Below are 20851 nucleotides of genomic sequence, written 5' to 3' on the forward strand. Positions count from 1 at the left end.
CGGTTTAAAACAGAGGTCAGCTGATTACTCCGCTGGCCTCAGGCATTTCCGGACCACATATGACAACAGGCATAATGCCGCCTGACCGACCGGAAAACAGTCACACCCGCCACAGCAGTCGCGATGACAGCTACAGCAAACAACACGTTGTATCCATACCCGGAAACCAGCCACCCACCCAGCAGGGCGAATATAATTGCAACCGACATATCCGCTGATTGCAGCACGGTGAAATCAACACCCGCTTGTGAACCGTAAGACCAGTCCATCATCAGAGAAAACAAAGCAACAAATTTTCCGGCGGAAACAGCAGATACCAGCACAAACATCACAGCCAGCGAACCGGCACCCGGCTGCCAGCCGGTTGTCAGCAGATACAGCCCCAGATAACAGAAAAACTCAGCGACCAGAAAAACGGCTAACATCCACAGAAAACTGATACGCTGCAATAAAAAACCGGCCAGTAACACACCGCCGAGGCTGGCCAGCGCACCGCCACCAGCCGCCAGTATGCCCAGATCAGCCAGTTGCATTCCCTGATCAATCATGAACGGAAACAGCATCGCCAGCACACAGCGGGTACCCGCCTGACAGACCACCACCCACAAAATCCCTTTGCGCATAACCGGATTTCGCCACACTTGCAGCAGCGACGGGCTGGTACCGTTCACAACCGGCCGTGCGCCCTGCCGGCGCACCAGCAACCAGAAAAACCCGGGGAGTAGCATTAACACAGCAATCAGTATTCCCACACCGTATTGCCATCCCCAGGTTCCGGAAATATAGATAAACAAACCACTGCCGATGATCGTGCCCAGGTAGGCACCACCCACCTGCATGACATTCCCCAGGCTGCGCTTGCTGTCCGGCAACTGATCCACTGCTAATCCGTCAGCAGCAATATCAGTAACCGTAGAAATCATGGCGATCACTATCAGCCCACAAAACAGCACAGTAACCTCAGACAATAGCGGGGTCATCAGTAACCCCAGCATGCCCAGAGCAATCAGCCACTGGGGAAACATCAGCAACAAACCGTGATTTCGCAATCCGGGGCCCGCGTGCCGGAAACGCTCAACCCGGGGGGCCCAGAGAAATTTCAGCGCCCAGGGCAGCATCGCCAGATACAACATGCCGATCTGAGCCGTCGAAACACCTTCAGCTCTCAGGACGGCAGGTATTCCCTGCAGACTGAACATGCCGATCACACTCTGCAATGTGTAAACGCCAGCCAGCGTCGTCAGTAATAACGGCAGACTCAGCTCGGGAGTTGCCAAATCACGGTTACTCATCAGCTTAGAATTCCGCTCTGAAAGTCACACCAAATTCACGACCTTCACCGTAGTTACTTAACACGGTTGCCCCCTGCTGGAAGGCATAGGTTGTGTAATCTTTATCCGCCACATTGTTCACATAAAAGCGGTACGTGAACCGGTCATATTCAAGCTCAGCCGCCATATCCACAAGCGTCAGAGCCGACTGTGACAAAGTATTGGTTTCATTGAAATAAACAGTAGAGTTATGGCGTGCATTAGCGAGCAGACTCAAACCACCGCCAGCAACAGATACCGGCAACAGATAATCCACACCTAATACGACGGTTGTATCCGGCGCATAAGCCAGGCGGTTGCCGTTAAGGGCACCATTGCCATCCCGGAACTCAGACTTACCGAATGTTCCTCCCAGGTTCAGGGTCAGATTATCGGTGGCATACCAGGCCAGATCCAGTTCCACACCCCGACTCCGCGCCTCGCCAAAGTTATCTAACACCTGATTGGGAATATTCCCGGTATACAGCTGGATATCATCGGTATCGATCTGATACAGCGCACCGCTGAAATCAAGCGAGTGATCAAACAGCGACGTTCGCCACCCCAGCTCGGTACTCAGAGATTTTTCCGTATCGTAACCGGTACTGTTATTGCCAAAAGGCACTCTGTTAAAACCTTTCGGACGATAGCCACTGGCAACAGATACATAGACCCGTGAATCCTCATTTACCTGCCAGCCAAGCGCTACTTTCGGCGTCACCAGATTATCAGTCACGCTGGAATCATACGCAGCAATACCAAAACCGGCATTACCGGAATAATCTGAATCAGACTCGATTCTTGACCCCCGCAGGCCCACTGTCAGGTCGACAGCTTCCGTCAACGCATAACGCCCCTGACCAAAAATTGCCACCGTATCTACATCAACTGTATTCGTTGCGCCGAATGCTTCACCCTCAAAACGGCGGTTTTCAAAGTAAGCACCAAACACCGTTGACAATTTCTGGCTGTGCTCCGTCTGCAAGCGCAATTCCTGACTGACCGTTTTCTGATCTTCATGCCACTGCCCTCCCACATACAACCGGTCAACACTCCGGTTCTGGAAGCTGGTAATGCTGCTGAATTTCCGGTTACCCATTTCATGGTTGATATTCAGCGTATAGCTCTCTACTTCACGGTCAAGCTTGGGTACTGCCTGAGTGGTAGCCTTATTTTTAAATTCCTGAGCGCTCAGATACCACTCTTCATTGCTGTTCAAATGATCAAAACCCAGTGACAAAGACGCATCCCAGGGGCTGTCTTCCGGCAGGTAGTGCAACCGGATCAGACCACTGTAATTCTCGCTGCCATCAGCATCTTTCTCGCCTGTGCCGGTTGCAGGGCGATGATCAATCCGGCCTTCTGTCTGCTGCGAACGCAGGGCGAAGTCGGTATAAACATCGTCACTTAACGCAAAAGAAGCGGCACCATCCAGTTGCCGGGTCAGATTACTGTAGGTAACACCTGCCGTCGCCTGTGGCTGATCATTCCCCTTACGGGTCACAATATTTATGATCCCTCCCTGAGCATTCCCGCCATACAGGGTGCCCTGTGGCCCGCGCAAAAACTCAACCCGGTCAACATTGATCAGTTGCTGCGTCACAAACGCACTGTCCTGACGCACACCATCCACCAGCACCGTCACCGTTGGCGAATAAAAGTCAGGAGAACTGATTCCCCGGACAGTGGTACTGGTATAGGTCCGGTTACCCCGGCTTTGAATCAGCAGGCCGGGGAAAACCTTCTGCAAATCTTTAACCTCAGTAACTCCCGCCCGGGCTAACTCTTCACCGGTTTTCACCAGCACTGCAGCGTCGGTCTCCGCCAGGCTTATATCCTGCTTACTGGCAACCACGGTCACCACATCTGCCTGCCGGGTTTCTGCCACCGCAGCCTGACCTGACGCGACCACCAGAGCAGTCACTGCAACCCTGGGAAGATAACTACTACTAAACATTTTTAATCCTCTGAATATGAATAAAGTATGTTGCTGATTTCAGCACCCGGCAGCTAACTCAATCAGGGCCAAAAAAAGCGTAATCAGTTCTTTCTTAGCGATACCTACATTGCAGCCCTCTGCCTCAGATGGCTCATCCCGACTGGCAGCGAACGCTTACGGTACTGCAAAGGTGTGGTATGAAAGTGCTGCTTAAACAGCTTGGCGAAATGCGAAGGGCTCGAATAACCGATATCAAAGGTGATATCGATAATGGCCCGGTCAGTTTGCTGAAGCGCCACAGCAGCCCTATCCATCCGCGCTTCCTGCAACAGCTGAGAAAAAGAAGTGTTGTACACATCCCTCAATCCCCGCTTAAAACTGGTTTCATTCGTACCAACTTCCTGACAAAGACGCTTAATTGACCAATTTTTTTCCGGATGGGCCGTAATCAGTTCGTGAGCGCGCTTAACCTTTGCCAGTGCCCGGGCCGATATATTCCGCCCGGCATCTGTGCCGCCATCAACCAGCCTGCGAATATGCACAATGACCTGGCTCAGATACTGGTAAGCCTGAGACACGACAGAAAGATGATCAGCAGCCTGTAACTCTTCAGTTGCCAGATTCTGCTGTAGTTTTAGCAAAACATACTGCAACTTCTCATCGGCCCTGAAAATCACCGGCTCACACGGACTGCAACCCTGTGCCTGCTGAAAACAGGTTACTGACTCAGACAGTTGCTGATAGACAGACTTCAGGTACTCACAGTCAAACGTAATATCAAGTAACTGAATATCGCTGTTGCTCTGAACCGCAGTAAACACATCAGCAAATGCCTCAGCGGAAAACAGTAAAGCAGACTCTCCCGGATGAATGATCCGGATTTCACCGTCATCACGACGCCAACTGATACCGGCACCGGATACCACCGCGATCAGCCGCAAATACCTTTGCGCGCCCCGGGCCAACGCCAAACGGGACTGGCACACCCGGCCCGACAACGCATGAATATTACAACCCAGACAATTCCCGAATGACGTACACCGCCCGTCCCCCGAAACAGCCTCCGTCAGGCCTTCAGGCCTTGCTGTCCGGGATTGCAGATCTAAAATCTGAACATTCATATCGCCGCTCAACTGTCGTTTCAAAAACCTTCAAAAACTGTCACTGACAGGGATCAGCCCTGCCGCCACAGCACCTGATATTCCGGCACACCTGCCAACAAAACCTGATGCGTACCCTCTGCCGCCAACTTACCCTGCTGCAGGAAAACCACCTTATCTGCGCCGGCCACCAGAGTTTCTCTGTGGGCAATCATAATCAGCGTCCTGCTCAGCTTCAGGCGCTGTAGCAGCTGCATAATTTTTGCTTCGTTCTCAATATCCAGAGCCGCACTGATCTCATCCAGCAACAACACACTGGCGTCCGTCAGCAAAGCACGGGCAAGCGCCAGACGCTGACGTTCGCCACCGGATAACAGGCCACCCGCCTCGCCGATATGACTGTCATACCCCGCCGGCAGCCGACCAATGAATTCATGACAACCGGCTTCCTGACACGCCCGGATAACGTCCTCCCGGGTCAACCCTTCACGGGATAACATCAGGTTATTCAGCACTGTGTCGTCAAGCAGAAAAATATCCTGACTGACCAGCGCCAACTGCCCGTAAAACGACCGGTCAGAACAAGCCGCCAACCGGGTATTGCCAATCCTGATTTCACCGTGCTGCTGTGGCCAGAACCGCGCCAGCAAGCTCAGCAGGGTTGTCTTACCTGAGCCGGAGGGCCCGGTAATAACCGTCAGCTCCCCCTGACGGGCCGTAAAGCTGATATCACTGACCGCCGGCACCACGCATCCCGGATACCCGAATCCCACGGCAGTCAGCTTCACATCTCCGTTAACCGGGGCATCTGCCTGCTCAACCACCATAGCCGGGCTGTCTGCCAGTTCGGACAACCGAACCGCCGCCTGTTCAATAAACCGGGTTTCAGCCATCGTGAAAGACACCTGCATCAGGGTCCTGCTCAAACGCGTTGAAGCAACCAGAAACACCAGAAAAACCGCCAGCGACAGCTGCGCTGAAAAATACAGGTAGGTACTGAGCAGTAAAAAGACAACAAAGCCGAATTCAGAAAGGACAGTAAAAAATAAAGGAGCCAGCCCAATGCTCATCTCATGTCGCAAACTTTTATCCCGGGTTTCATTCACCTGATGCCGCAACACTGCAAGCGCTGCGCCGGAACGGCCACTGAGCTGAATATCCCGCACCCCGGATACCCAATCCATCATCACCTGATTCGCCTCACCCAGCATCGAAAGAAAGGCTTTTGAACTGCGGTTACTTTTAGCTTTGAACCAGGCCTGCGCCAGCAATGCCAGAGGCAGACCGCAAAGCAATGCCAGCCCCAGCCGCCAGTCATAAGCAAGCAACCCGGCTGACATCGTCAGATACGCAGCCACCGATGCCACAAACTGTGAAAAAAAGTGCGACAGAATCGTTTCAATGAACTCAATATCTTTGTTAATCGCCTGAGAAAGCTGCCCGGGACTGTAACGTTGAAAAAACCCCAGCGGGACCCTGAAAAAATGCCGGGCAAGCGTCTCTCTTAACACCGCACACCCCCGGTACGTCATCATGCCTGAGCAGATCATTGTTTGCCGGGTAAACCAGGTTCGCAGCATTAACACCAGCATATTCGTCAGCGCCAGACCGACAATCAGCGTTACATCCGCCTGACCCGACAGCAGACTTTCCAGCAACGGAATAAACAGCAGGTACGGCACCGCAATACAGACACCTTCAGCCACGGCAAACAGGAAGCTGTCGCGAAGATCCGAACGGGAAAAAACATCCATTTCAAACAAAGGCTTAAGCACAGACCACCTCCTCAGCTACCGACATTTCGGCCTGAGCACAAAGCGCTTGATAATAAGGACAGGCAACTGCCAGCTCAGCCGGAGAACCATCGCCCACAACCCGCCCGGCATCTATTACCAGAATCCGGTCTGCCTGTTGTGCCATTGCCAGCCTGTGCGTCACGAAAACCATGGTCTTAGCGGCCAGCTCCGTAAACAGGCCGGACAACAGCTGCCGTTCAATACGGGCATCAAAAAAACTGGTCGCCTCATCAAACAGATAGATATCCGCCTCACGGACCAACACCCGCGCCAGCGCTATCCGCTGCTTTTCACCGCCACTCAGGCGGGCAACATGCCCCCCAAGTACGGTATCCAGCCCATCCGGCATTGCCTTCACGAAGGAAAGTGCCTGACTCAGTTGCAAAGCCCGCCAAACCTGCTCATCCGGAATTTGATCCCCCAGCGTGACATTTTCACGAAGTGTACGGTTGAAGATATGATTTTCCTGAAGCACGACACCAACACGACTGTTACGCTGATCGGCGTGATACTCTCCGGCATCCGTTCCGGCAAACAAAATCCGCCCCTGAGAAACCGGATAAAACCCGGCAAGCAGCTTAATGAAAGTACTTTTTCCGGACCCGGAAGCACCGATAACAGCCACCTTTTCGCCCGGCTTGATGGCCAGCGAAATCTGCTGTAATACCGGAGCCTCCCGCTCAGGAAACGCAAAACTCAAATCCTCTGTTACCACCGGCGGCACCGACCCTGGCCAATCGGTCTGTCCAGTCACAGACTGGACACATGATTCCAGATCTTCAATTCGCCGCACGCCCTGCAAAATCTGATTCAAAAAACCCATAAACATCAGCAAGCTGTACAGCGGCTCCGTCAGAAGCAGCCCCAGCATCATGAACAGCAAGAAGGTTGCTATCCCCATATCACCCTGCAGCGTCAGCCAGGCCGCAAGAGGCAACAGCACCACCAGCCCCACATCCAGAGACACCTTCAACACTGAAAACGGCCAGCTGGCCCCTTTCATCCAACCTTCCACCACTGACTTGTAACGGCTGATACTGTCAGTCAGCTGGGGCATATTTTCACGGGCCCCGGGCAACATACGTAATGCCGCGGTTCCCCGAATCACCTCTGCTGAACTTCGGTTTAACGCCTCCAGAACCTCATAATAATCACTGGCCCGGGCCTCAAAACCACGAAACAGAATCCCCTGCAGAACAAACGCCAGAGGTAAAGGCAGCAAAGCCACCAAAGCCAGCCGCCAGTCAAAGTAAAACAGCACACCGGCCGCCAGTACCGGCATCAATAGCGCCGCCAGCAAATCCGTCACATGATGGGCTATAAACAACTCAATCCGGTTGATGTCTTCATGCAATACCTGATGAATACTGGCACTGTGACGCTTACCTATCAGCCCTGGTGACAACCTCAGTAAACGCTCAGCCAGCTGGACTTTAATTTCCGCTGACAAATGAAACGCCGCTTTATGACTCAGCAAGGCCGATACAAAGAAAAAAACATAAGAGAGCAGAGCAGCACCAGAGGCCTGCACGGCCAGCAGAACAGCATCCGACCGGTTCAGATCCTGATCCACCATCCCGTCAATCAGCCGGTACACAAACAATACAACCGCCAATGCCGCGACAACACGCAGCACCGTTAAAACACCTGCCCCGGCCAACATCACCTGTTGCCTGCCTGCAATATTCAAAAGCCATTTGAGACTTGTAACCGCCCGCCCCTGCATCGTTGCCTTACCTCCCCTGTTCTGAGGAGGCCTACTATGGCAAAGCCGATAAAAATAACTGCTCAATAAGGATATCTTTCAGAAAGTACTTACGCCTTATTTGAGTGATTCTCAATTACATTAAAAAGGTAACCACCACCGTGTCTGCAAACATCTGGCGTTTACATCTGAAAACACGTAAAAAATTCGGCAGAAAGGCGGGCAGAGGCTGACAGAAATGAAATTCAGTCAGCCTGGCTATTGCCTGATGATTGTGAACGGGACATCACTGAAGGCGAACACCCAAAAGCCTTTTTAAACGCCGCGGCAAAATGGCCATGATTTGAATAGCCCACTTCCTGAGCCACAAAAGACACCGGGAGTTGCTGTTCCAGAAGTACTTTTGCTTCGGCCATCCGGCGTTGCAACATATACTGATGCACCGTGGTATTGAGTTCTCTGCGAAACCAGAGTTTTAATGATGTTTCATTGGTCCCGGACCGTTTAGCCAGCTCGGTGATTGTCAGAGGCTGGGCAAAGTCTTTATCAAGGATCTGTACTGCTTTCTCCAGAACATCGCCGCTGTCATGCCTTGCCTGCCGTTGATTCACCTGCATCAGCTGACGGCAGGCATCACAGATAAAGGCATGGGCCAAATGGCTCTGCAACGGCGTAGGGGCCTGCATATTCAGCTGTAACAGCTTCTTCACCTGATGACACAACACCTTATCAGCAGGGCCAATGAGCATAAATGGCTCAGCATTGCGCAGCTGCTTAACCAGATCACTGTCCAGATTCATTATCTCCAGATAATCAATCAGTAAAGACCTTGGCACCTGCAGTGTAAATAAATCATTACTCTGATGCTGATAACGGCAAAAGCCTGAATACTCCTGGGCATAGCAGATCGCCAGCGAATTCCCCGGCAGAATTCTGGGCATATCAAGACCATTGATACGGTAATACACCGCCCCCTTCAGATTCAGCATGAAAGTAACCGAATCACTTTCTCCGTCATCAAAGGCTTCCAACTGAGTCAGAGCACGGAAACTGGCCGAAAAACCGGTTTGAACCAAATCACAGTTCAGCACCCTGCTGCGGATAAATAAATCACAGCAGCGGTGCTGAACCTCTATATTCCCATTGGTCTGAATCGATTCGCTAACCATGTCCTGGTCAAAGGGAATACTGTAATACGACATGACAGATCTCACTAAGGACAAATATAAATGATAATTATTATCACTTATGTTTATTAATGTCCATGCTTAACTGCATTCGTGAATGTACTCTCCCTCTCAGGAGTAATGCTTTGAAAGCTTTGTCTGCTGCCAGATAACCTCCATACCCGGTGCCGGATGCTCAGGCACCAGGCGGGCCAGTACCAGTGACACCCCGGCCATTGCCGCGCCGGTTAAAAACACGGCGGCCGGCGAAAATATCCATAGCAGACCATAGGCCGCCGGCAGCACCACCGCCGCAATATGGTTAATAGAAAAGGCAACCCCGGCGGTTGATGCCATATCTTTCGGATCAGCAATCTTCTGCAAATAGGTTTTCTGGGCAATCGCCATGGAAAACAGAATGTGATCCAGAATGTACAACCCCACGGCAATCCACGGATCAGACACAAAGGCATACGCGCCGAACACCAGCATCAGGCCGATATACTCCAGCGTCAGCGCCCGGCGCTCGCCCCAGTGGCCAATCAGCTTGCCGATCTTGGGTGCCAACAGCATATTCATAAATCCATTTGCCAAAAACAGCAGAGATATTTCCCCGGCACTGAAACCAAACTTTTCCACCATCAGGAAACCGGCGAACACCACAAAAATCTGTCGGCGGGCACCGCCCATAAAGGTCAGCGCGTAGTACAACCAGTAACGCTTACGTAAAATCAGCTTTTTATGCTGTTCAACTTTTTCCGGAAAGTGCCGGAACCAACGCCAGCAAAACAGGGCAATCAGCATGGTAATGCCGCCGCCGAGGAGATAGACCCACTCCATTGCCATGCCGGCCACATCCAGCGCCAGCCACACCAGCCCGAATGCCACCAGGCTGGCAAAAGAACGCACCGCCACCAGCTTACCCAGTTTATGCGCCGCGGTTTTCTTATCGAACCACTGTAGCGACAACGACTGGTTCATCGTCTCATAATAATGAAAGCCAATGGACATCAGCACCGTGGTGCAATACAGCCCGACCTCCGTTGGAAAAAAGCCGGTTAATGCCGTTCCTAATCCCAGCAGCAACAGGGATACCAGCGCCAGTGTCTGCTCACGCATAAACACCAGCAACAACACAGCAGCAAACGCCATGAATCCCGGGATCTCCCGTAACGACTGCAGAATACCGATCTCCACACCCGTGAACGCGGCCCGCTCAATGACAAAATTGTTCAGCAGCGCCTGCCAGACACCAAATGAAATCGGCATCGACACCGCCATCAGCATCAGCAGCATTTCCGGGCTGCGCCAGTCAATTCCTTTAAACATACTCATACATCACCCTGATCACTCTGAATTGCTCTTCATTACGCGGTCTACTTTAAAAGCTCTCCGATATGTCGTATATAATCCACTATGACAAAAAATAACGGAAAACAGACAAACAGAGCCCCCTGGCCAGCACACTGGATCAGCCCGGAAGATATCCAGGCCGGTTTACCGGAAGATGTCCCCCGTAAACTGGTGATCCGTCACTTCGGTCATGAAGCCAACCATTACTCCCCTTACCACTGCCATAGCTGGGGTCAGTTGCTGTTCATATCCGAAGGGCTGGTTCAGGTCAGCGCCCGGGATATCGGCCACTGGATTGTGCCGCCCCAGCGGGCGGTATGGATTCCCCCGTTCATCGAGCATGACGCTCTGTCACTGCAGCGCCTGCAAATGCACAACGTGTATCTGTGCCCGCAGGCGGCATCCGGTATGCCGAACCACTGTCAGGTGGTACATATCACCCCGTTGCTAAGGGAATTAATTATGGCCCTGTCTAAACTGCCCCGTCTCTATGATGAAGAGGGTGCTGAAGGGCGGATGGTGGAGGTCTTTCTCGATCAGTTGAAAACCACCCCTGAAGTGCCCCTGCATCTGCCCCAACCTAAAAGTGAACGGCTGCAAACCCTGACCGTCAGCCTGCAACAAAACCCGGCGGATAACCGCCCCCTGCAGTACTGGGCAGATCAGATCGGTTGCAGCGAACGCACGTTAGCGCGGCGCTTTCATAAAGAAACCGGCATGACTTTCGGCCAGTGGCGTCAGCAGGCCCGGCTGCTGGAAGCCCTGAGCCGAATCGCCAGCGGCCAGTCCATTGCCAGCATCGCTCAGGACCTGGGCTACAGTAGCCAGAGCGCGTTTATCAGTATGTTCCGCAAAGCGCTGGGGAAAACGCCAGCCCGGTATTTTCAGCCAACTGACAGCACCTGATACGTCAGCGCTAACACTATCATTTCATTCATATTTGCCTGCAAAACTCTCATACACAGCCATATCCGCCCCGGGATTCTTGGGTTAGAATGCGGGCAATATTGTCTCACTGTAAGGTTGTTGCTATGTCTAATCTGTTCACCCGTTTATTAAATGAACGCCCTTACCTGCTTGCTGACGGCGCCCTTGGTACCAACCTTTTCAAAATGGGCCTGCAAACCGGCGACGCGCCGGAACTCTGGAACACCGACCACCCGGACCGCATTCAGGATCTGGCCCAGCAATTCATCGATGCCGGTTCAGACATTCTCCTGACCAACAGCTTCGGTGGCACCCGCTACCGCCTGAAACTGCACAACGCTCAGGACCGGGTAGCAGAACTGAATGCAAAATCTGCCCAACTGTTAAAAGAACTGGCTGATGCCAGCGACCGTGAGATTGTTGTCGCCGGTTCAATGGGCCCAACCGGTGAAATTCTGGTGCCGGCCGGTACCCTGACATTTGAAGAAGCATACGACGCCTTCAAAGAACAGGCCGAAGCGCTGCAAGCCGGCGGTGTTGACGTGCTGTGGATCGAAACCATTTCCGACGCCACCGAAGCCAAAGCCGCTTATGATGCTGCAGCCAGCACCGGCCTGCCGGTGGTTTACACCATGAGCATCGATACCAACGGCCGGACCATGATGGGTGTAACCCCGTCTGACCTGATTAAATTGAGCACCGAGCTGGATCACCCGCCGGGCGCCTGCGGTACCAACTGCGGTATCGGTGCCTCCGAAGTGGTTGCTGCCATCATGAACATGAAGAATGCTGCGGAACAGCAGGAGACAGATCCGGTACTGGTGGCAAAAGCCAACTGCGGTATTCCGGAATATGTTGACGGCAAGATCGTTTACAGCGGCACCCCTGAACTGATGGCACAGTACGCCCGTCTGGTCCGTGATGCGGGCGCTAAAATCATCGGCGGCTGCTGCGGTACATCTCCGGAACACATTGCCGCGATGCGTGATTCCCTCGACGGTTACGAGCCGGGCGAAACCCCGGATGTGGAAACCCTTGAAGCGCAGCTCGGCCCGATCACCCAGGGTGCCAAAGCGCAGCTGGGCGGCGACCTGAGTGTGGCCGGCGGCTCTCTCAGCGGCAGTGGCCGTGAACGCCGTTCCCGCCGCACCCGTAAGTAATCACGTCTACTCTGAACTCTGCAAAAGCCCGGCTGATTTCAGCCGGGCTTTTTTATACCCAATATTTAACACCTGCTTTACCTCCCTCAGTCACCATGGCCACTGCTCGCGCATCACCGGCGCTGCGATTAACTGTCGACAAATCGCCCAATAACCAATCCATTCCAGCCTTTCTTGTCTGATCCGGACAACGACTATAAGGATATACCCACCACATACCGGCAAGTACCCACAACGGGGAATCCTGCTGTAACACGTGTTTTATATATAGTATGTTAAGCCTTCAGTGTTAGGGCTTTGGCCTGACGGACGAGCTTAATCAGGGAGTTATAACTCCCGAACAGCCAGCACTTTGCGGCTATAACAGCGTTTTCATCGGTTTCCTTACCCGTCGTACAAAGGATGGTAGTACATGAATCGCAAGACCGGATCTACCCACAGAATGTCTTTACTCATACTGTTCGTAACCAGTCTGTTGGCCGTATCGGTTAAAGCGTCTGAGTTAAAGATATTTGCCAGCCATTACCCCCCGTTTGACATTGCCGACAATCCGCTGACTCCCGGCTTTGATGTTGAAGTAACAGAAGCAGCGTTTGCCGCCTCAGACATTGATGTAAACGTGGAGTTTCGCCCCTGGGCCCGGATTATGCGGGATGTTCAGGCCGGCACGGCAACAGCAGCGGTAACTTGCAGCGTCAATGCTGAGCGCCGCAAACAGCTCTACTACAGCGACGAGATCAGCAGTAGTCAGGTGGGGCTGATCAGCCTGAAAACGCTGGATACCGGTGCCATCAGGTCACTGGACGATTTACGAAACTACCGGGTGGTATCAGTCAACGGGTATGCGACCCAGACTGAACTGATAAACAGGAACATCAACACACTGAACGTGAACCGCATGGATGAAGCCATCAACCTCATCGCCCGCCAGCGTCAGGATATTTTTTATATCGGACGCGAAGCCGCCCTGTTTATTGCCAACCAACTGGGCCTCGCCCAAAAAATTAAATTTACCCCGCTGGCCGAAAAACCCACCCTCAAACTGTATGTGTGCTTCAGTAAACAGTGGCCGGGGGTTCAGCAACTGATCAGCAAATTCAACCAGGGCTTACAACGGATCCGTACTAACGGCGTTTTTCAGGAGATACACGCACGCTATGGTCTTACACCTTTTTAACCCGTCCCGGGGACTGCAGACATGATCCCGTTACGACAGCAACTGGGATTCAGAAACTTCATACTGGCACTGATCATGATGCTGGCACTGAGCCTTGCGTCCTCCGCCGTACAGATATACTCCGACTGGCAGGCCACGACCCGCAACATGGAAAATCAGGTTCACCAGACCCTCGGGCTGCTGGAAGAATCGGCGATTCAGGCAGCCTATCAGTTAGACCGGGTACTGGCCCAGCGGATTGTCGTCAGCCTGATGAAAACCCCGTCTATCTTTAAAGCAGAGATCAAAGATGACTGGGGCAACCGGCTGGCGGAAACGGAACGGCCGGTCATGAACTCCAGTGTCTACTGGTACGACAACAACTTTATTGAACGTTACCGGACCTTTTCCCATGTCCTCACCCTGCCGGACAAAGGCATAGGGGTCGGCAGCCTGGAAGTGTCTATCGATCAGGCTGAAATAATGAAAGACTTCACCCGCCGCAGCTGGCAGGTGGTGTACATCAAACTGATCGAATCCCTGATTACCGCAACCCTGTTCTTCGGCGTGTTCTTCTTCTTTGTAACCCGGCCGATCATCAATATCACCCATAACATCGCCGGCCTGAATACCGACCCGGAACACCCGGAACTGCTGGACCTGCCAAACCGTCATAAAGGCGATGAACTGGGCTTCCTGATCAAGAGCTTCAACAACATGCTGGACAAACAGCTGCGGATTGAACGTTCCCTCACCGACAGTGAAGCCTACTTCCGGGCCGTGATGGAACAGGCCAGTGACGGTATCTTCCTGCTGGACTGCGAAGGCCAGCTACTGGACGTGAACGCCAGCGCTTGCTATGCCCTCAAACACAGTAAAGAAGAACTGCTCAGCTGCAGCCTGTTTGATATCTGTAACGAAAAATACCACGACGACCTGCGGGCCATGATCAAGGAAGCGGACTTCAATACCTCGATCACCAAAGAAGTGGAAATGTATCGCCGGGATAAATCCATCAACCTGATGGAAATCCGCACCGTACAGGTACAGATCAACGGCCAGACCTGCCTGCTCAGCTCCGCCCGTAATATCGGTAAACGTAAGTCGGCAGAAGAGCGCATCAAGTATCTGGCGTTCTACGACTCCCTGACTGATTTGCCGAACCGCCAGTTACTCAACGACCGGATCACCCAGGCACTGCGCATTGCCAACCGTCATGATCACACCGGCGGCATCCTGTTCCTGGATCTGGACCGCTTCAAGCTGATCAACGACTCACTGGGCCACAGTGTCGGCGATAACCTGCTGAAGCAGGTCGCCCTGCGGCTGAAATCCAGCCTGCGCAGTGAAGATACCGTCGCCCGTCTGGGGGGCGACGAATTCGTTATTCTGGTGCCGGAGATCCCCACGGAAGAATACTGCGCGACCACCGGCATCCAGCACCTGGGACAAAAGATTCTGCAACTGTTTAAGCAGCCATTTATCATCAACGGCCATAAACTGTTCGTCTCAACCAGTGTGGGCATCACCCTGTTCCCGCAGGCCCACGCTGTCAGCATCGACGACCTGTTGCGTCAGGCCGATACCGCCATGTATCAGTCCAAGCGACAGGGCCGTAACCAGCTGTGCTTCTACCAGCAACAGCTGCAAGAAAGCGTGAATGAACGCCTGACCCTTGAAAAAGATCTGCACCATGCGCTTGAAAATGAAGAATTTGAACTCTTCTACCAGCCACAGGTGAACGTTCAGGGGCAACTGATCGGAATGGAAGCCCTGCTGCGCTGGCGGCACCCTCAGCATGGCCTGGTTGCGCCGGATAACTTCATTGGCGTGGCCGAAGAAACCGGGCTCATCCTGCCCATTGGCAAATGGGTACTGGAAGAAGCCTTCCGCCAGCTAATCAGCTGGCAGGCACAGTCGCTGCCGGAAAGCTTCCGCCGCTTATCGATCAATATCAGCCCGAAGCAGTTCATTCAGCCGGACTTTGTCGACCAGTTGGAATCGCTGCAACAGCTGTCCGGCATCGACTCCTCGCTGATCTGTCTGGAACTGACGGAAAACATGCTGATCGAAAATATCGAAGCCGCCGCCGGGCAGATGCGTCGCTTAAAAGCACTCGGGGTTCACCTGTCAATTGATGACTTCGGGACCGGCTATTCATCCCTGCGGTACCTGAAAACCCTGCCGCTGAATGAGCTGAAGATCGATAAATCATTCGTTCATGATATCCGGACCGACGCCAGCAGCCTGACCATCGTGGAAACCATTATCGCCATGGCCAACAGCCTGGATCTGGAAATCATTGCTGAAGGGGTTGAAACCCAGGCCGATCAGGAGCTGCTGGAATCCCTCGGCTGCCTGCACTTCCAGGGCTACCTGTACAGCCGTCCTGTACCCGCCGCGGAATGTGCCGATATGTTCACTGCGGAACCAATGGCCTTACTGGACTGACCGGCGGGCCTGTTCGCAAAGCGGAACCAAACGAACCGCCAGACATAAAAAAACCGGTGCTCCTCAGGGAACACCGGTTTTTTTATGCCTTGCCGCCGGCCTGTAAAACCCGCGGCAGTATCACCTGTTCAGAACAGTTCGATATCATCGTCATCAGCGCCCGCTGCAACAGCCGCCGGTTCGGTATTCCGGGAGCGGGTTCTGCGCTGAACATGCCAGTGATCCCCTTCCAGGCTGAATACCTGCAACTTGTCACGCAGCTGCTTACCCAGCGCCTCCAGGTCATCCTTGGAAATGGTGTGAACCTGAGACTCATGCAGCGTCTCACGGTTCAGGGCCGCCAGTGTATCACTGGAATTACGCACCTCTATTGCCCGTTGCTGCTGATGCTCGGCAGATTCACTGATCGCCCCCGCAGCCCCATGCACCCGGCCAATGATATTCACCAGATCCGTGAGCTGATCACCCACCTCTTTCACCCGGCTGTTATTTTCTTCCGAGGCTTCGCCACCTTCCTGCATGGCGTCAGCCAGGCTGCCGGCACCAATCTGGATCCGTTCCAGCATCCCCTGCACTTCCTGGGTCGACTGCCGGGTCCGCTCCGCCAGGTTGCGTACTTCATCGGCCACCACTGCAAAGCCCCGCCCCTGCTCACCGGCACGGGCCGCCTCGATCGCCGCGTTCAGCGCCAGCAGGTTGGTCTGCTCAGCAATGCCGTTAATCACCTCAACAATGCTGCCCACCTGATCCGTTTCTGTCTTTAAGCCGTCCAGAATGCTCTGTGCTTCCAGCATATGGCCGGATAAACGATCCACCACTTCCTGGGCAGACGTCATCGAATGCTGGCACTCCATTACCGCGGCGTTGCCCGCAGAAGCTTCATCCACAATGGTACGGGCACTGCCGGCCACTTCAGTAGACACGGTTTTAATACTGTCCATCGCATGGAGTATTTCATCCGAACGGCTGTCCTGCAGCGATGCTTTCTGCGTCGCATTGCCATAGCTGTCTGCCAGTTCATGGGACATAGGGATAAGTCGTGCTGCCGAACTGCTCACACCGGCCACCGCCTGCTCTACCCGCTGCTGCAACTTATTCATGTTATCTGTCAGGGCATGAATCTCCGGATGCTTGCTGTCAAAACGTACCCGCAAGTCAATCTTCTCTTCAGCCAGCACCGCATCGATCTTCGCCTGCAGCGACCCAATCCGGTTTTGGGCAACCAGAATCGCGCCCCAGAAAAGGCCACCAAACAGCACCAGATCACGGGCAAGCCGTACATACAGATCATCGAGATATCCGTCTAACAAAAAGTTGCTGGCGAGTAACACCACCGCCGCAGTCCAAAACAGCATTTTACGGGTCATAACGTCACACCAAATCCTGAGTGTTTGTGTACTTTCTACGCAAGTAAAAAAATGGTCACACAATGGTAGCAATAACCCCCTGAAAAAAGTAAGGAATTACCTGACTTTTCAATGAGATATCCTAACCAAAATGAGTTCTGTGACATTCCACCCTAGCAAAATCCACAGGTAACCATACACATCAGCCTCCGGCGGGCGGGCTGCACTGCCAGACGGAATCCCCGGATATGCCCTCCCTGTTAAACCCTGCCCGGCCTGCTATGATGTGCCACTGGTAAATAACGCTTTTGTTACAGAAGGACGCAACATGTTAAAAAACCTCTTTGCACGGATCGGTGTGGGTGCCGCCACGGTAGATACCATTCTGACCACCGAACACTTCCTGCCCGGCGCCCGGGTTGAAGGCCGCATAGACGTTAAAGGGGGCGATGTGGAACAGGAAATCTCTGCAATCACCCTGAAGCTGATGACCAATGCCAAAGTGGAAAGCGACGACACCGTCAGCTACGTCGCTCACCCGATCAACCAGTTCCAGGTCACTGAAGCCTTTACTCTGAAGCCAAACGAATCCCGCAGCATGGATTTCAGCTTCGATTTGCACCCGGAAACCCCGATTACCGTACTGGAAACCCACAATAACCAGTGCCGGGTATGGGTCGAAACTGCGCTGGACATCGACTTTGCGGTCGACCCGACTGACCGTGACCCGATGCACATTCACCCGCCACAGGCCGTCACCTACTTCATTCAGGCCATGAACGCCTGTGGCTACGCCATGGTAAAAGCCGACGTAGAAAGCGGCTTCCTGCGGGCCAATACCTTCCGCTCGCACTCCGGCTGCTATCAGGAAATTGAATTCCGCCCTGGCGGTTACGGCTCGCTGTTTGGCAGCATTCAGGAAGCGGAACTGTCGTTCATCCTGACGCCGGACACCACCCATGTGCTGATCGAACTGGACCGTACCTTTGCCGGCGACGGCTACCGGGAAATCAGCGTCAGCAATCACGCCAGTTACGCCCAGATTGAAGCGCAGATCAAATCCCTGCTGGGTTAATCCGCGCGCTCAAAAGTAAAAAACCGGGCACATGGCCCGGTTTTTTTTACGTTTGAGCAAGCGGTGCTGAATTTACACCTTAAGCTTTTCCAGCTGCTCATTCAGGTTCGAGACCACCCGGGTCATATCCTGGCTGACCACTTCAACCTGGGACACCTGATCAGCCATTTCACCGGCGGCATCGCCTATCACTGAAATATTCCGGTTAATGTCCTCTCCCACCTGGCTTTGCTGTTCAACCGCCGTGGCCACCTGAGTGGCGTTATCTGAAATAGACACCAGACTCTCGGTAACCTTCTCAATCATAGTGAAGCATTCCGCCGCTTCACCGGCAACCGTATTCACCCGCGCCCGGTTATTGCTGATCTGAGCCACCGAAGCGCTTACATCATCCTGCAACGTGGCCACCAGCGCGCCAATCTCTTCCGTTGCCTGCTGGGTCCGGGCTGCCAGCGTTCGCACTTCATCCGCCACGACCGCGAAGCCCCGCCCCTGATCACCGGCCCGGGCCGCTTCAATTGCCGCATTGAGGGCCAGTAAGTTAGTCTGATCCGCGATCGAACGTATGGTCTCAACGATGGTATTAATGCCCTCACTGCGCTCAGCCACCTGGGTGATCCGCTGACTGCTCAGGGCCATCTCATCCGCGGTCAGCTGAATTTGTTGCAGGTTCTGCTCAATGGCGTGTTTGGTAGTCATAAGATCCTGGCTGGAGTTCTGTGCCTCATTCGCACTGGCGATGGCAAAATCGGTCACCTGGGCACTGCTGGTCGACATCTCCTCCATCGCCACCGCCACGCTGTCGATCTGGCTGGCCTGCATCCCCACCGAGCGGTTAGCATGGTTCGCAGAGCCGCTTAACCGACCGGAAAACGCCGCCAACTCATCGGACTGCTGCTTAAACACCACGATCATATCCCGCAGTTTTTGCATGAACTGGTTAAAGCCGTCACGGATTTCAATCAGCTCCTTATGCTGAGCAATGTCCAGATGCTGGGTCAGATCCCCGTCGCTGCTCACCAGACTCCACACCTTGTCGCGCATCCGGTTAAGCGGATTGGTCACCGCCCGCACCACCAGATAGATCAGCACGATGGCCAGCAGAATCAGGCCCGCCGACAAACTCAGCATGCGCGTCATGGCAGTATCAATACCCGAATTCAGATCCGATTTCAGCGCCAGTAAGTCTTCCATAATGACGGCATTCGGCACCGATATAATCAGCGGCCAGCGGGTGCCGGTTGCATCGATCTGAATCTGGGCAACTGCCACTAAACGGTCCGTCAGCTGGACAACCGCTTTCTCTGCACCGGTATTCTGGCGGCCCAGCTCAGCATCCACCTGCGCTAACATTTCCGTTAGCTGCGCCTCATAAGCAGTACTTGCCACAATGCGTCCTGCAGGGCTGATAACATGAATCTCCCCCCGCCCTTCAAAAATAGACTTGGCAATGCGGGCAACCCGCTTCTGAATAGCCGGCAAGTTCAGATCAGCCCCGGCAATGCCCACCGCTTTACCGCCGCTCATCACCGGCGCTGTCAGGGTAGTCATCAGCTCACTGACACCCGGCTCAATCTCATACAGATACGGTTCAAGCGCACAGGATCCGGCGGATTCAAGGCTGCACAAATACCATTCGGACTCCCGCTGACCAAACTCCGTGACGCCGGTCAGGTAACGGCCATCAGGATCACCTTCGAACTGCTCCAGGCCCTCAGGCGTCCGCACCCAGTAGAGCCCCAGTGAACCGTCTTTGGAACTGCTGTGTACGCCGCTGCCAATACTCTGCGCATCCAGACCGTCGTAGCCGTTGGGCTCGAACTCCGAATACAGCGCGCTGATATGCTCATTAGACCCCAGACTTTGCTGCACCAGTTGCTGCACCTGCATCCGGCTCAGGGGTGGCTCACCCCCGCCACTGGTTGCCGATAACACCGACGCCAGCGCCAGCGGTACATCAAAGGCACGGTTTAAGTAATCACTCACCTGCTGCGCCGAATCCGTCGCCATAAAGGCCAGCAACTCCGCGGCACTTTCCCGCTGGCTGCTGCTAATCGCTTCCAGCGTGTACTGCCCGCTGCGCTTCATTGACTCAACGCCGGTTAACACCACCAGCGACTGCACCAGTAACAAAATAATACCCGCTGCCAACAGCAGCTTCCGCTTCAAACTCCAATGAGACATCTACACCACCCTTTATCTTTCTTATACAGCACAAGATCGCGGATCAACCGAACGCAAACAACGAGAATAATCTAATGCTCTGGATAGGTTTTAGATATACCCCCTAGTACCTAGGTTTGAGGCCAGCAGGGGGGTGTTCCGAGGAGAAAAAGAGGTGCCCATCTTGGGGATGGGCTGGAGAAT

General features: G+C 53.7%; 14 protein-coding genes. 5 read left to right on the forward strand and 9 right to left on the reverse strand.

Features of this window, described 5'->3' with window-relative positions:
• Positions 1–38: 38 nt before the first annotated feature.
• From PCI15_RS16755 to PCI15_RS16785, 7 genes are all read right to left on the reverse strand, one after another.
• A complete protein-coding gene (locus PCI15_RS16755; protein WP_271271075.1) occupies positions 39–1292 on the reverse strand; it encodes an MFS transporter in 1254 nt (417 codons plus the stop codon).
• A gap of 4 nt (positions 1293–1296) precedes the next feature.
• The gene (locus PCI15_RS16760; RefSeq protein WP_271271076.1) at positions 1297–3267 is read right to left on the reverse strand and encodes a TonB-dependent receptor; all 1971 of its coding nucleotides are present in this window, start codon (positions 3265–3267) and stop codon (positions 1297–1299) included.
• A gap of 104 nt (positions 3268–3371) precedes the next feature.
• Positions 3372–4370: an AraC family transcriptional regulator gene (locus PCI15_RS16765; RefSeq protein WP_271271077.1), complete on the reverse strand. Its 999-nt coding sequence runs from the start codon at positions 4368–4370 to the stop codon at positions 3372–3374.
• 53 nt (positions 4371–4423) lie between these two features.
• On the reverse strand, positions 4424–6124 hold the full coding sequence (locus PCI15_RS16770; protein WP_271271078.1) for an ABC transporter ATP-binding protein: 1701 nt from the start codon (positions 6122–6124) through the stop codon (positions 4424–4426).
• On the reverse strand, positions 6117–7808 hold the full coding sequence (locus tag PCI15_RS16775; protein WP_271271079.1) for an ABC transporter ATP-binding protein: 1692 nt from the start codon (positions 7806–7808) through the stop codon (positions 6117–6119). Before PCI15_RS16775 ends, PCI15_RS16770 begins: the two co-directional genes overlap by 8 nt.
• Positions 7809–8095: 287 nt before the next feature.
• Complete coding sequence (locus tag PCI15_RS16780) at positions 8096–9052, reverse strand: helix-turn-helix transcriptional regulator (protein ID WP_271271080.1); 957 nt, start codon at positions 9050–9052, stop codon at positions 8096–8098.
• Positions 9053–9148: 96 nt separating this feature from the next.
• On the reverse strand, positions 9149–10351 hold the full coding sequence (locus PCI15_RS16785; RefSeq protein WP_271271081.1) for an MFS transporter: 1203 nt from the start codon (positions 10349–10351) through the stop codon (positions 9149–9151).
• A gap of 81 nt (positions 10352–10432) precedes the next feature.
• Here PCI15_RS16785 and PCI15_RS16790 point away from each other — a divergent pair, with 81 nt between their 5' ends.
• The 4 genes from PCI15_RS16790 to PCI15_RS16805 all read left to right on the forward strand — a co-directional run bounded on the left by PCI15_RS16790 (position 10433) and on the right by PCI15_RS16805 (position 16063).
• On the forward strand, positions 10433–11275 hold the full coding sequence (locus PCI15_RS16790; protein WP_271271082.1) for an AraC family transcriptional regulator: 843 nt from the start codon (positions 10433–10435) through the stop codon (positions 11273–11275).
• 125 nt (positions 11276–11400) lie between these two features.
• The gene (bmt, locus tag PCI15_RS16795) at positions 11401–12456 is read left to right on the forward strand and encodes a betaine--homocysteine S-methyltransferase (RefSeq protein WP_271271083.1); all 1056 of its coding nucleotides are present in this window, start codon (positions 11401–11403) and stop codon (positions 12454–12456) included.
• A 442-nt stretch (positions 12457–12898) separates the two neighbouring features.
• The gene (locus tag PCI15_RS16800) at positions 12899–13633 is read left to right on the forward strand and encodes a substrate-binding periplasmic protein (RefSeq protein ID WP_271271084.1); all 735 of its coding nucleotides are present in this window, start codon (positions 12899–12901) and stop codon (positions 13631–13633) included.
• Between the two features lie 21 nt (positions 13634–13654).
• A complete protein-coding gene (locus PCI15_RS16805) occupies positions 13655–16063 on the forward strand; it encodes a sensor domain-containing protein (protein ID WP_271271085.1) in 2409 nt (802 codons plus the stop codon).
• Between the two features lie 128 nt (positions 16064–16191).
• Here PCI15_RS16805 and PCI15_RS16810 read toward each other — a convergent pair whose 3' ends face one another.
• A complete protein-coding gene (locus PCI15_RS16810; protein WP_271271086.1) occupies positions 16192–17430 on the reverse strand; it encodes a methyl-accepting chemotaxis protein in 1239 nt (412 codons plus the stop codon).
• Between the two features lie 307 nt (positions 17431–17737).
• Here PCI15_RS16810 and PCI15_RS16815 point away from each other — a divergent pair, with 307 nt between their 5' ends.
• Positions 17738–18484: a sporulation protein gene (locus PCI15_RS16815; RefSeq protein WP_271271087.1), complete on the forward strand. Its 747-nt coding sequence runs from the start codon at positions 17738–17740 to the stop codon at positions 18482–18484.
• Between the two features lie 72 nt (positions 18485–18556).
• On the opposite strand, the gene PCI15_RS16820 is transcribed toward PCI15_RS16815, so the two are convergent.
• Entirely contained in the window at positions 18557–20668 is a 2112-nt protein-coding gene (locus tag PCI15_RS16820) for a methyl-accepting chemotaxis protein (protein WP_271271088.1), read from the reverse strand.
• Between the last annotated feature and the right edge of the window lie 183 nt (positions 20669–20851).

The sequence above is a fragment of the Aliamphritea hakodatensis genome (assembly GCF_024347195.1).
Classification (GTDB): Bacteria; Pseudomonadota; Gammaproteobacteria; order Pseudomonadales; family Balneatricaceae; genus Amphritea; species Amphritea hakodatensis.